Source organism: Pseudomonas sp. SDO5522_S412 (assembly GCF_054071215.1).
This window is the reverse complement of record NZ_JBSVWQ010000063.1, coordinates 1-12,085: the sequence shown is the minus strand read 5'-3', so window position 1 is coordinate 12,085 and position 12,085 is coordinate 1. Positions and strand designations below refer to the sequence as shown.

General features: G+C 59.1%; 10 protein-coding genes, 3 tRNA genes and 1 riboswitch. Of the genes, 4 read left to right on the top strand and 9 right to left on the bottom strand.

What is annotated here, in order from left to right; translation table 11 throughout:
- Positions 1–3: 3 nt before the first annotated feature.
- Both ACW9I6_RS15535 and ACW9I6_RS15530 read right to left on the bottom strand, forming a co-directional pair.
- Positions 4–1,386 carry an MFS transporter gene (locus ACW9I6_RS15535; RefSeq protein WP_003214260.1) on the bottom strand — a complete coding sequence of 461 codons (1,383 nt, stop codon included), beginning with the start codon at positions 1,384–1,386 and terminating at the stop codon, positions 4–6.
- A gap of 342 nt (positions 1,387–1,728) precedes the next feature.
- Positions 1,729–1,805, bottom strand: a tRNA-Arg gene (locus ACW9I6_RS15530).
- Between the two features lie 336 nt (positions 1,806–2,141).
- On the opposite strand from ACW9I6_RS15530, the gene ACW9I6_RS15525 reads away from it, so the two are divergent.
- From ACW9I6_RS15525 to ACW9I6_RS15515, 3 genes are all read left to right on the top strand, one after another.
- Complete coding sequence (locus tag ACW9I6_RS15525; protein WP_003214261.1) at positions 2,142–2,369, top strand: hypothetical protein; 228 nt, start codon at positions 2,142–2,144, stop codon at positions 2,367–2,369.
- A 20-nt stretch (positions 2,370–2,389) separates the two neighbouring features.
- Positions 2,390–2,569, top strand: a complete 180-nt coding sequence (locus ACW9I6_RS15520; RefSeq protein WP_457339513.1) for a PA3371 family protein — start codon at positions 2,390–2,392, stop codon at positions 2,567–2,569.
- Positions 2,570–3,004: 435 nt separating this feature from the next.
- Positions 3,005–3,331, top strand: a complete 327-nt coding sequence (locus tag ACW9I6_RS15515; protein ID WP_003175643.1) for an Arc family DNA-binding protein — start codon at positions 3,005–3,007, stop codon at positions 3,329–3,331.
- A 103-nt stretch (positions 3,332–3,434) separates the two neighbouring features.
- Here ACW9I6_RS15515 and mgtE read toward each other — a convergent pair whose 3' ends face one another.
- From mgtE to ltaE, 7 genes are all read right to left on the bottom strand, one after another.
- A complete protein-coding gene (gene mgtE, locus ACW9I6_RS15510) occupies positions 3,435–4,877 on the bottom strand; it encodes a magnesium transporter (protein WP_003214265.1) in 1,443 nt (480 codons plus the stop codon).
- Between the two features lie 339 nt (positions 4,878–5,216).
- Positions 5,217–5,293: transfer RNA gene (locus tag ACW9I6_RS15505), tRNA-Arg, on the bottom strand.
- 108 nt (positions 5,294–5,401) lie between these two features.
- Positions 5,402–5,492: transfer RNA gene (locus tag ACW9I6_RS15500), tRNA-Ser, on the bottom strand.
- Positions 5,493–5,554: 62 nt separating this feature from the next.
- Positions 5,555–5,743, bottom strand: a complete 189-nt coding sequence (csrA, locus tag ACW9I6_RS15495) for a carbon storage regulator CsrA (RefSeq protein WP_002554426.1) — start codon at positions 5,741–5,743, stop codon at positions 5,555–5,557.
- 186 nt (positions 5,744–5,929) lie between these two features.
- A complete protein-coding gene (locus tag ACW9I6_RS15490; RefSeq protein ID WP_003214308.1) occupies positions 5,930–7,171 on the bottom strand; it encodes an aspartate kinase in 1,242 nt (413 codons plus the stop codon).
- A 95-nt stretch (positions 7,172–7,266) separates the two neighbouring features.
- The gene (alaS, locus tag ACW9I6_RS15485) at positions 7,267–9,885 is read right to left on the bottom strand and encodes an alanine--tRNA ligase (RefSeq protein WP_003214310.1); all 2,619 of its coding nucleotides are present in this window, start codon (positions 9,883–9,885) and stop codon (positions 7,267–7,269) included.
- Between the two features lie 146 nt (positions 9,886–10,031).
- Complete coding sequence (gene ltaE / locus ACW9I6_RS15480; RefSeq protein ID WP_102606409.1) at positions 10,032–11,036, bottom strand: low-specificity L-threonine aldolase; 1,005 nt, start codon at positions 11,034–11,036, stop codon at positions 10,032–10,034.
- Between the two features lie 190 nt (positions 11,037–11,226).
- Positions 11,227–11,396, top strand: a riboswitch (FMN riboswitch).
- A 111-nt stretch (positions 11,397–11,507) separates the two neighbouring features.
- On the opposite strand from ltaE, the gene ACW9I6_RS15475 reads away from it, so the two are divergent.
- On the top strand, positions 11,508–12,017 hold the full coding sequence (locus ACW9I6_RS15475; protein WP_003214313.1) for a 6,7-dimethyl-8-ribityllumazine synthase: 510 nt from the start codon (positions 11,508–11,510) through the stop codon (positions 12,015–12,017).
- Positions 12,018–12,085 lie beyond the last annotated feature (68 nt).

The window sequence follows — 12,085 nt, the reverse complement described above, 5'->3', positions numbered from 1 at the left end:
CTTTCAGGGGCGCGCCCTGCTCAAGTCGTGGGGGTGATCATCCGGGTCCGGATGCTCTGGTGGCTCGGTGACAGGCTCCGGCTGATCCAGTTCGGGATCGACTTCCGGCTCGGGATCCACAACGGCGGTCTGCATCTGGTCCTGCACCACCTGTTCGTCCACTCGCGGATCGAGGCATGCTACCAGGGGCGAGCTGGACATGCTGTCGGGCATCGCCACGTGATGCAGCGGTGCGTCGTCCACCTGATGCAGGTTGGTGACCGCCTTGGGCCGGATGCGCCACACCAGGATCAATGCGCACACGCTGAAAAACGCATACAGCATATGGCTGCCGAACAGTTTCATCACCACACCGGCCAACAGCGGGCCGACACTGGCGCCGATGCCGTAGGTCACCAGCAACATCGCAGTGAGCGACACCCGGCGATCGCCCTCGACGTGGTCGTTGGAAAACGCCACGGCCAGCGGGTACAGGCAGAACTGCACCAGGGAACAGAGAAAGCCCGCGACGAACAGCACTTCCAGTGGTACCTGGGTCATGATCGCCAACGGCAACGCGGCCACCGCCAGGCACAAGGCGAAACAGCGAATCAACAGCGCGCGGTCATATCGATCGGACAGCCAGCCCAATGGCCACTGCACCAGCAGCCCGGCGAAAATGCAGCTACCCATGAACAGGCCGACCTGCTCGGTGGTCAGCCCTTGCTGAGACGCGTACAGCGGCGCCAAGCCGTAGAACGAGCCGACGATCAGCCCGGCCCCCAACACCGTACTGAGGGACTGCGGCACCCGCTTGATAAAGAAGCGCGGCTCCATCGGCGCTGGATGCAGCGGCGCCGGGTGAATGCGGCGAGTCATGGCCACCGGCACCAGGCACAGCGCAAAACACAGCGCGACCAGCATCAGCAACTCAAGCCCCAACTGCGGGTGCATCACAAGGATCAACTGGCCCAGCACCAGGCCCAGGTACGAGGCGATCATATAGCCGCTGAACACCGCACCGCGTTGCTTGGCTTCAGCTTGTTCGTTAAGCCAGCTCTCGATGACCATGTACTGGCACATCATGCCCAGGCCGACAATCATCCGCAGCACAATCCAGGCTGGCAGCCAGTTGATCAGCCCGTGGCCCAACACCGCCGCGCCGACGATCCCGGCACAGGTGGCGTAGGCCCGGATATGCCCGACGCGGCCAATCAGGCGGTGACCGATCTTGCCCCCCAACACCAGGCCAAAATAGTTGGCGGCCATCAACGCACCGACCCACAGGCTGTCGACGTGATCTGCCGCCAGGCGCAAGGCCAGGTAAGTACTGAGCAGGCCAGAGCCGATCAGCATCATCAGGGAAGCAAAATAAAGGGCTCGAAAAGGTTTCCAGATCTGGCGCATCGGCGTTCCGAGCGGCTCCTTGCTGTGGGTGTCAGGACTACCGGAATGATAGTCCCGGGTCGTCGGGTCCGGACAGCCAAAACATGCGGTTGCCGGGGAATATTTTGCTCATGCCAATTGGCTACGTGTCAGACGCTCGCCAGTCACCCGCGAGGTACAGGATGCAGACGAATACTTGCGCCGCCCCGCTCTTGCCTCCCGTGTGAACCTCAAACGCGGGCAAGGTTCGGTTGGTGTTTGAAAAGACTGCCGCACTCAAACGCCCGGCCACAAAAAAGCCCCGCCAGATAAATCTGATCGGGGCTTGCGGACGTCGAGGCCGCATGGGCAGCAACGGTGAAGTGGTGTCCCAGGGCCGGTTCGAACGGCCAACCTTCCCCTTAGGAGGGGGATGCTCTATCCAATTGAGCTACTGGGACTAATGACAGCCAACCGGCGATGGGCACGGCGACGGACGGCGTGCATGTTAACGGCGCAGGTGAATTTTGTCATGTCGTCCGTTGGCTTTTTGAGTGTAGGCCCATGCCAGTGACAGCCGGTGGTATTCCGCTCAACGATTACGGACGGTTCGGACCATCGTGCAAAATGCACTCCCCCAAAATGCCATCATTGCAAATTGCAACAGCATGGCAATCTGGACACTATATAAATGTTTGATTTTAAAGGATTTATTGTCAATTAAAGACTGGCACGACACCTGCAATCCTTTATCCTACAAATACAGTCCGGCCCAGCCATCTGCGGAGAATATGCACATGAACAGCGCACTTCTACTAGCCCTCAATACCGTTGCACTGGCTGCGCTGGTGATGTTCCATTTTCAGTCCACCACTTCCGACGACGCCGCGCAGGTCAGCCAGGCGATTCCCCATCACCTGCAACAGCGCCCGCAACTGGCTGTCATGAAGCCGAACATGCAATCCCCACTGCAACTGACCCAGGGCACTCAAGCTGCTCCTGCCACTGAACACTGGGTTTTCTGAACCGCTTACCGGAGCATTCCATGAACAAGTCCGCCTGGCTGTTTCTGACCCTGGCACTGGCCGCCGCCGGCCTCGGCCTGAACGTATTGTCGCAAGACGTACAGACAGTCTCCTTCGTCGCCGCCGGCGTGTTTGGCGTTCTGTGGGTCTTGGCAGTCTTCATTGGTCGCCGCATCAAATTCGATCCCGTACTGCGCTGAATCCCCCCGCTCGTCGCCCTCGCTAAAATCGCTGCCACGCCTCGGCTTGTCCGTCCGGACAGCCGACCATATGTCGCTCCGCATTCGTAAATTGGCAATTTGCCACTAATCTTAAAGTTAAGGGCAAAAGGCCATATTGCTATAGGATGTGCGCCCGAAAAGCCTTTTGCGCCCAGGGTCTGCGGGCTCAACACTCATTTGGGTGCGTCCGCGGAAAGTTTTCCAACCAGTCCGCAAATTTTGAAATGAGTACTGGCATAAAGCCGGTAGCCGGTTCAATATTTGTCACAGAATTGACGCCAAGGAACTGGCAAATCTGAGGCATGATGCGGCCTCTTTGCAATTCAGGTTGAACATTTGGCAGCAAACCTTGTCCTAACATGCATCTTGCGGCCAATTCCAAAAACCGCTCCCCTGAACTAACCGGTTAAATATATGCGCCCATTGAAACAGGCAATTTATTCCAGCCGTACGGCTGACAAGTTCGTCGTACGTCTGCCAGACGGAATGCGGGAACGCATTGCCGAGGTGGCTCGCAATCATCACCGCAGCATGAACTCCGAAATCATCGCACGCCTGGAACAAAGCCTGATTCAGGAAGGTGCGCTGGGCGACGAGCTGAGCATGCGCCTGGACAGCCCCGAGCTGTCACTGCACGAACGCGAACTGCTGCAGCGTTTTCGTCAGCTCTCCCACCGCCAGCAAAATGCTCTCGTCTCGCTGATCGCCCACGACGTTGAGGCAGCTGCAGAAGCCAACTGATTGGCAACTGAAAGCTGAAAGCCAGCCATGCGCTGGCTTTTTTTTGCCCGGGATTTGGTCAGGAAAGGATCAAGGGGCAAATGCCCCCGATCCATGGAAGGGATCAAAGCAGGAAGATGGTTGCCAGGCCCAGGAAGATGAAGAAGCCGCCACTGTCGGTCATGGCCGTGATCATCACACTGGCGCCCATCGCCGGGTCTCGTCCAAGGCGCACCAGGGTCATTGGAATCAGAACCCCCATCAACGCTGCCAGCAGCAGGTTAAGCGTCATGGCCGCCGTCATGACCACGCCGAGCGACCAGCTGCCATACAGCAGGTACGCCACGATACCGATGACACCGCCCCACACCAGGCCGTTGATCAGCGCGACCGCAAGCTCCTTGCGCATCAAACGCTTGCCATGCCCGGTCCCCACCTGATCCAGCGCCATGGCGCGGACGATCATGGTGATGGTCTGGTTACCCGAGTTACCGCCAATACCCGCCACAATCGGCATCAGTGCAGCCAGGGCCACGAGCTTCTCGATGGAGCCTTCAAACAGGCCGATCACCCGTGAAGCAATAAACGCGGTAATCAAATTCACCGCCAGCCAGGCCCAGCGGTTACGCAGGGACTTCCAGACCGACGCAAAAATATCCTCTTCTTCCCGCAGACCGGCCATGTTGAGGACTTCGCTTTCGCTCTCCTCACGAATCAGGTCGACCATTTCATCGATGGTCAGACGGCCGATCAGCTTGCCGTTCTTGTCGACCACCGGGGCCGAGATCAAGTCATAACGCTCAAACGCCTGGGCCGCGTCGTAAGCGTCTTCGTCCGGATGGAAACTCACCGGGTCACTGGCCATGACGTCCGCGACTTTTTTGTCCGGATCATTGACCAGCAGGCGCTTGATCGGCAGTACGCCCTTGAGGATCCCTTCGTAGTCGACCACGAACAGCTTGTCGGTGTGGCCTGGCAGCTCTTTCAACCGGCGCAGGTAGCGCAGAACCACTTCCAGGCTGACGTCTTCACGGATGGTGACCATCTCGAAGTCCATCAACGCACCGACCTGCTCCTCGTCGTAGGACAACGCCGAGCGCACACGCTCGCGCTGCTGGCCGTCGAGGGTCTCCATCAGCTCATGGACGACGTCACGCGGCAGCTCGGAAGCCAGGTCAGCGAGTTCGTCGGCATCCATGTCCTTGGCGGCCGCCAGGAGCTCGTGATCGTCCATGTCGGCGATCAGGGTTTCACGGACCGAGTCGGATACTTCGAGGAGGATGTCGCCGTCGCGGTCAGCCTTGACCAACTGCCAAAGGGTCAGGCGGTCATTCAGCGGCAAGGCTTCGAGGATGTAGGCAACGTCGGCGGAGTGCAGGTCATCGAGCTTGCGTTGCAGCTCGACAAGGTTTTGCCGGTGGACCAGGTTCTCGACCCGGTCATTGTTCGCGCCTTCCTGGCGATGCGTCAGGTCTTCGACCACGCGCTGGCGCTGCAGCAGCTCGACGACTTGAGCCAGGCGATCCTGCAGGCTTTCTTGTGTTTTCTTTACTTCAACTTCGGTCATAGGCGAACTCCACTCCCAGCAGCGGGGCACGCCGGAAGGATCAATCAGTCAATTCATGATTGGTAAAACGGGGTACTGAGTAACTACTGGGTAAGTCCATGGAGGTGTTCCACAAGCCCCGGCGGGGCTGACGGGCGCAATGATACACCGGGCGGGCGCTTTTAACGTCAAAAAACTGGAAAGAACAAGCGCTTGCGACACAAAGCTGAGCATTGGCCACACATATGAACTGCGACGACGCAGCTTGAAAGGAAAACACATGGGCGGGAGAAAAAGGCGCCCCGGGAAATAAAAACCCCAGACGGCAAAAAGCCCGCACTAGGCGGGCTTTTTGTTGTTTGGTGCACTCGACAGGATTCGAACCTGTGACCGCTCGGTTCGTAGCCGAGTACTCTATCCAGCTGAGCTACGAGTGCATTTGTTGCCGCGCATTATAGGCCGTTCAATCTCTATGTAAAGCTATTTTTTCGTTTAGTTTCAACAACTTAGCGAAAAAACCAGATTGCAACGTACTAAGCAAATAATGGCGGAGAACGGGGGATTCGAACCCCCGACACCCTTTTGAGGTGTACTCCCTTAGCAGGGGAGCGCCTTCGGCCACTCGGCCAGCTCTCCGCAACACGGGGCGTATATTAACCAGCTTCATCCCCGTTTGCAAACATAAAAAACGATAAAAATTAATGGCTTGGTTCTTCGTCCTTCTCTTTCTTGATCCGCAGGTAGATTTCCTCGCGGTGGACAGCCACCTCTTTCGGAGCGTTAACCCCGATACGCACTTGATTGCCTTTGACGCCGAGCACGGTCACGGTGATTTCGCCATCACCAATAATCAGGCTTTCTGCGCATCGACGAGTCAGAATCAGCATACCTTTCTCCTCACGCATTTCATTTCGGGAACAACAGTCTGCAAAAAAAAGGCATTCGACCTACAACCAAATGGCCATAGCCCTACACGCCTAAGTATTGTCGAGCGCAGGTAAAAGAACAGGTCTTAACCACACACCCGGCAAAAAAATGAAAGGCGCGGATAACCGCGCCTTCCTGGCAACGCATCACTCGCCCTGTCGGGCCGGAGCGTCCAGCTCAAAAGCGGTATGCAGTGCGCGTACAGCCAGTTCCAGATACTTCTCTTCGATCACCACCGACACCTTGATTTCCGATGTGGAGATCATCTGGATGTTGATGCTTTCCTTGGCCAGGGCTTCGAACATGCGGCTGGCAACGCCCGCATGGGAACGCATGCCCACACCCACGATCGACACCTTGGCAATCTTCGTATCGCCGACCACTTCACGGGCGCCGATTTCCTTCGCAGTGTTCTGCAGGATCCGCTCCGCCGCATCGTACTCGTTGCGGTGCACGGTGAAGGTGAAATCGGTGGTGTTATCGTGCGAGACGTTCTGCACGATCATGTCGACTTCGATGTTCGCGCCACTGATAGGGCCCAGGATCTTGAAAGCCACGCCCGGGGTGTCTGGCACGCCACGGATAGTCAGCTTGGCTTCATCACGGTTGAAAGCGATACCGGAAATGATCGGCTGTTCCATGGATTCCTCTTCATCAATAGTAATGAGGGTGCCCGGACCCTCCTTGAAGCTGTGCAGTACGCGCAGCGGAACGTTGTATTTGCCGGCGAACTCAACGGCACGGATCTGCAACACCTTGGAACCGAGGCTGGCCATTTCCAGCATCTCTTCGAAGGTGATCTTGTCCAGGCGCTGAGCCACGGACACGACCCGCGGGTCAGTGGTGTAGACGCCATCCACATCGGTGTAGATCTGGCATTCGTCAGCCTTCAGGGCTGCCGCCAGGGCCACGCCAGTGGTGTCGGAACCGCCACGACCGAGGGTGGTGATGTTGCCGTGCTCGTCGACGCCCTGGAAACCGGCGACAACTACCACACGACCGGCTTTCAGGTCAGCGCGAATCTTCTGGTCATCAATCTGCAGGATGCGGGCTTTAGTGTGCGCGCTATCCGTAAGAATGCGGACCTGGTTGCCAGTGTAGGACACCGCCGGCACACCACGCTTGTTCAGCGCCATGGCCAGCAATGCGATGGTCACCTGCTCCCCGGTGGAAATGATCACGTCCAGTTCACGGGGAACCGGTTGCTGATCGCCACTGATTTGCTTGGCCAGATCGATCAGGCGATTGGTCTCGCCGCTCATGGCCGACAGCACCACCACCAGGTCATCGCCGGCATCGCGGAATTTCTTAACCTTGTCGGCGACCTGCTCGATTCTTTCGACAGAGCCGACCGAGGTGCCTCCAAATTTCTGTACGATCAAAGCCATTTCTAAGCCGCCTCAGCCCGTAAAGGGGCGCCTGTTATTCAATCAACCAGCACTGACTGAGCCCGCGACTAGACCACGGGCTCATTAACAGCGTCTTAAATACCTGCCTCGACAAACGGCACGGTCAGGGCCAGAGCCGCATCCAGGGCGCCGGCGTCAACACCACCGCCTTGCGCCATGTCCGGACGACCACCGCCCTTCCCGCCCACTGCCGCGGCGGCTTGCTTCATCAAATCACCGGCCTTGAGTTGGCCAGTCAGGTCCTTGGTTACACCGGCAACCAGAACGACCTTTTCCTCATGGACACTGCCGAGCAGGATCACTGCGCGGCCGAGCTTGTTCTTCAACTGATCGACCAAGGCCAACAGCGCCTTGCCGTCCTGACCGTCCAGGCGTACGGCCAGCACTTTCACACCCTTGACGTCCAGGGCGGAAGCCGACAGATCGTCGCCCGCCGCGCTGGCCGCCTTGGCCTGCAACTGCTCCAGCTGTTTCTCCAGCTGACGGTTGCGCTCCAGTACGCCGGAGAGCTTGTCGATCAGGTTGTCGCGGCTGCCCTTGACCAGGCCGGCCGCTTCCTTGAGTTGTTCTTCTGCCGCATTGAGGTAGGCCAGGGCCGCAGCACCGGTGATCGCTTCAATACGACGTACGCCGGAAGCCACGCCGCCTTCGCTGATGATTTTCAGCAGGCCGATGTCGCCGGTACGGCTGGCGTGAATACCACCACACAGCTCCACCGAGAAGCTGCCGCCCATGCTCAATACGCGCACTTCGTCGCCGTACTTCTCGCCAAACAGCGCCATGGCGCCTTTTTGCTTGGCGGTCTCGATATCGGTTTCTTCGGTTTCCACCGGGGTGTTCTTGCGAATCTCGGCGTTGACGATGTCTTCCAGGGCCTTCAACTGCTCAGGCTTGATCGCCTCGAAATGACTGAAGTCAAAACGCAGGCGCTGGCTATCGACCAACGAACCCTTCTGTTGCACATGCTCACCCAGCACCTGACGCAACGCAGCGTGCAGCAAGTGAGTGGCAGAATGGTTCAAGGCAGTTGCATGCCGTACGTCGGCATCTACCTGAGTGTCCACCGGCGCGCCGACGGTCAGGTTGCCCAGCACCAGCACGCCGTGATGCAGGAACGCACCGCCGGTCTTGGTGGTGTCGCGCACTTCAAAACGACCGGAGGTGGAGCTCAGGAAACCACAGTCGCCAACCTGGCCACCGGATTCAGCGTAGAACGGGGTCTGGTCGAGGACCACAACACCCTCGTCACCTTCGTTCAGCACGTCAACCGACTTGCCGTCCTTATAGATAGCCACGATCTTGGCCGAGCCAACGGTGGCTTCGTAACCAATGAACGAAGTCGCCACATCAACCTTTACCAGGGTGTTGTAGTCCAGGCCAAAGGAGCTGGCGGAACGGGCACGGACGCGCTGGGCTTCCATCTCACGCTCAAACCCGGCCTCGTCGATGGTCAGCTCGCGTTCGCGGGCGATGTCGGCGGTCAGGTCCATCGGGAAACCGTAGGTGTCGTACAGCTTGAACACGACGTCGCCCGGCACCACGGTGCCCTTGAGCTCGACCAGGTCCTGCTCGAGGATCTTCAGGCCGTGCTCCAGGGTCTTGGAGAACTGCTCTTCTTCAGCCTTGAGCACGCGCTCGATGTTGGCTTGCTGCTGCTTGAGTTCCGGGAAGGCATCGCCCATCTCGGCCACCAGCGCGGCAACGATCTTGTAGAAGAAGCTGCCGGTGGCGCCCAGCTTGTTACCGTGACGGCAGGCGCGACGGATGATGCGGCGCAGCACATAGCCACGGCCTTCGTTCGACGGCAGCACGCCATCGGCGATCAGGAAGCCGCAGGAACGGATGTGATCCGACACCACCTTGAGCGACGACTGGTTGTCGTTGGCACAGCCAATGGCCGCCGCCGAAGCGCTCAGCAGGTTGGTGAACAGGTCGATCTCGTAGTTGGAGTGAACGTGCTGCATCACCGCACTGATCCGCTCCAGGCCCATGCCGGTGTCCACCGACGGCGCTGGCAACGGATGCAACACGCCATCGGCGGTACGGTTGAACTGCATGAACACGTTGTTCCAGATTTCGATGTAGCGGTCGCCGTCTTCTTCCGGCGAGCCCGGTGGGCCACCCCAGATGTCGGCGCCGTGATCGTAGAAAATCTCGGTGCACGGGCCGCACGGGCCGGTATCGCCCATGGTCCAGAAGTTGTCGGACGCGTAAGGCGCGCCCTTGTTGTCGCCGATGCGAATCATGCGCTCGACCGGCACCCCGATTTGCTGGGTCCAGATGTCGTAGGCTTCGTCATCGGTGGCGTAGACGGTCACCCAGAGTTTTTCCTTCGGCAGCTTCAGCACGCCGGTCAGGAAGGTCCAGGCAAAGGTGATCGCGTCTTTCTTGAAATAGTCGCCGAAGCTGAAGTTACCCAGCATCTCGAAGAATGTGTGGTGGCGGGCGGTGTAGCCCACGTTTTCCAGGTCGCTGTTCTTGCCGCCGGCGCGTACGCACTTCTGGCTGCTGGTGGCGCGGGTGTAGGCGCGCTTTTCCTGGCCCAGGAAGCAGTCCTTGAACTGGTTCATCCCCGCGTTGGTGAACAGCAGGGTTGGGTCATTGCCTGGGATCAAGGAGCTGGAGGCGACACGGGTGTGACCTTGCTCTTCGAAGAAGCGAAGGAAGGCTTCACGGATTTCTGCGCTTTTCATTAGGTTCTTCCACGGAGGCTGCGGCCAAAGGCCAGTGCTAAACGTCATCAGACGGAGCGACGGCAAAGGGCCGCATTATATCGGCCCTTTGCCCGTGGTACAGCGTGTTTATGTGATAGAAACAGTCAATTAGACGGTCTGCACTGTCATTTCCGGGAAAACTCGACAAATGTCGCGAGCACTTGCTCGATCTGCGCCCGGCTGACGTCCAGGTGCGTGACCATGCGCAGGCGCGGCGCCGCGCTCAACTTGATCCCGCGCTCGGCAGCAAACGCCTTCAAGGCCTGGGCTCGATCACCGATGTCGACGTAGACCATATTGGTCTGCACCGGCTCCACCGTATAACCCGCCTTGCGCAGTTCATCCCCCAGCCATTGGGCATTGGCGTGGTCGTCGGCCAGGCGCTGCACCTGGTGATCCAGGGCGTACAGCCCCGCCGCCGCCAGCGAACCGGCCTGGCGCATGCCGCCACCGACCATCTTGCGCAAACGACGGGCCTTGGCGATCAATGCCGTGGAGCCGCACAGCACCGAGCCGATCGGCGCGCCCAGGCCCTTGGACAGGCACACCGACACCGAATCGAAGTGCTGGGCAATTTCCCGCGCATCCACACCCAGCTTGACCGCCGCGTTGTAGAGCCGCGCGCCGTCCAGGTGCAAGGCCAGGCCGTGTTCCCGGGTAAAGGCTCGCGCGGCCGCCAGGTATTCCAGCGGCAGGACCTTGCCCTGCATGGTGTTTTCCAGCGCCAGCAAGCGGGTACGGGCGAAGTGGAAGTCGTCCGGCTTGATCGCGGCCAGCACGTGCTCCAGGTTCAGGGAACCGTCGGCCTGCACTTCCAGGGGTTGTGGCTGGATCGAGCCGAGAACCGCCGCGCCGCCGCCTTCGTATTTGTAGGTGTGGGCCTGCTGACCGACGATGTATTCCTCGCCACGCTCACAGTGCGCCATCAATGCCAGCAGGTTGCTCATGGTGCCGGTGGGCACGAACAACGCGGCGGCAAAACCCAGGCGCCTGGCCAGTTCGGCTTCCAGGCGATTGACGCTCGGGTCCTCGCCGTAGACGTCGTCGCCGCTGGCGGCAGTGGCCATTGCCTCGAGCATGCCAGGGGTCGGTTGGGTCACTGTGTCGCTGCGCAGGTCAATCACGTTCATCAAACTAGCCTCTAGCGGATTGGAGCGTTTCTTGTGTTGACGATTACTGCGGGCAAACCCGCGGAATATCAAGCCCCGTGCTTGCACAATCGAATACCAACCAAACAAACCGATATAGGTTATCGATAAACCAACCGTGCAGTTTCTGAAAAACCATGATAAAAACTCTCCGCCGCCAGGGTTCTGGCGGCAACGTTCTCAGGGCGGGGTGTAATTCCCCACCGGCGGTAATTGCACGCAATGTGCATAGCCCGCGAGCGCTTGGCGCCTCGAACTGCCTCGGCAGGACGGCGACAAGGTCAGCAGACCCGGTGTGATCCCGGGGCCGACGGTCATAGTCCGGATGAAGAGAGAACGGGATTGGCACCTAAGGGCCGCGCTGACGTCATGTTCACATGAGCCAGCTGTGCGTACCCTTAAATCCCATTCGATTCATAACGCCCTGTTTTTTTCTTAAACAGGAGTCAGAACATGCAACCCACCGCAATCGACAGCAAAAGCAAAAACCATCACGGCGAGCGCGTTGCGTTTATCCAGGCCTGCTGGCACAAGGATATTGTCGACCAATCCCGTAAAGGTTTCCTCGCCGAAATGATCGCCCAGGGCTACCAGGAATCGGACATCGATTTCTTCGAAGTCGGCGGCGCCTTTGAAATGCCCCTGCACGCCAAGCTGCTGGCCAAGTCCGGCCGTTATGCCGGTATCGTCGCGGCCGCCCTGGTGGTGGACGGCGGGATCTACCGTCACGAGTTCGTGGCCCAGTCCGTGGTCAGCGGCCTGATGCAGGTCCAGCTGGAAACCGAAGTGCCGGTGTTCTCGGTATCCCTGACCCCGCACCACTTCCACGCGGGCAGCGAGCACCATACGTTCTTCTATGAGCACTTCGTGCACAAGGGCCAGGAAGCGGCACGCACCTGCGCCGACACCCTGCACAAGGTTCGCGCACTGCGTCGCAATGAGCCACGGGCTCTCGCGGTTTAAGCAACACTGCAAAGCAAATGTGGGAGCGGGCTTGCTCGCGAAAGCGGAGTGTCAGTCAATACATGTCT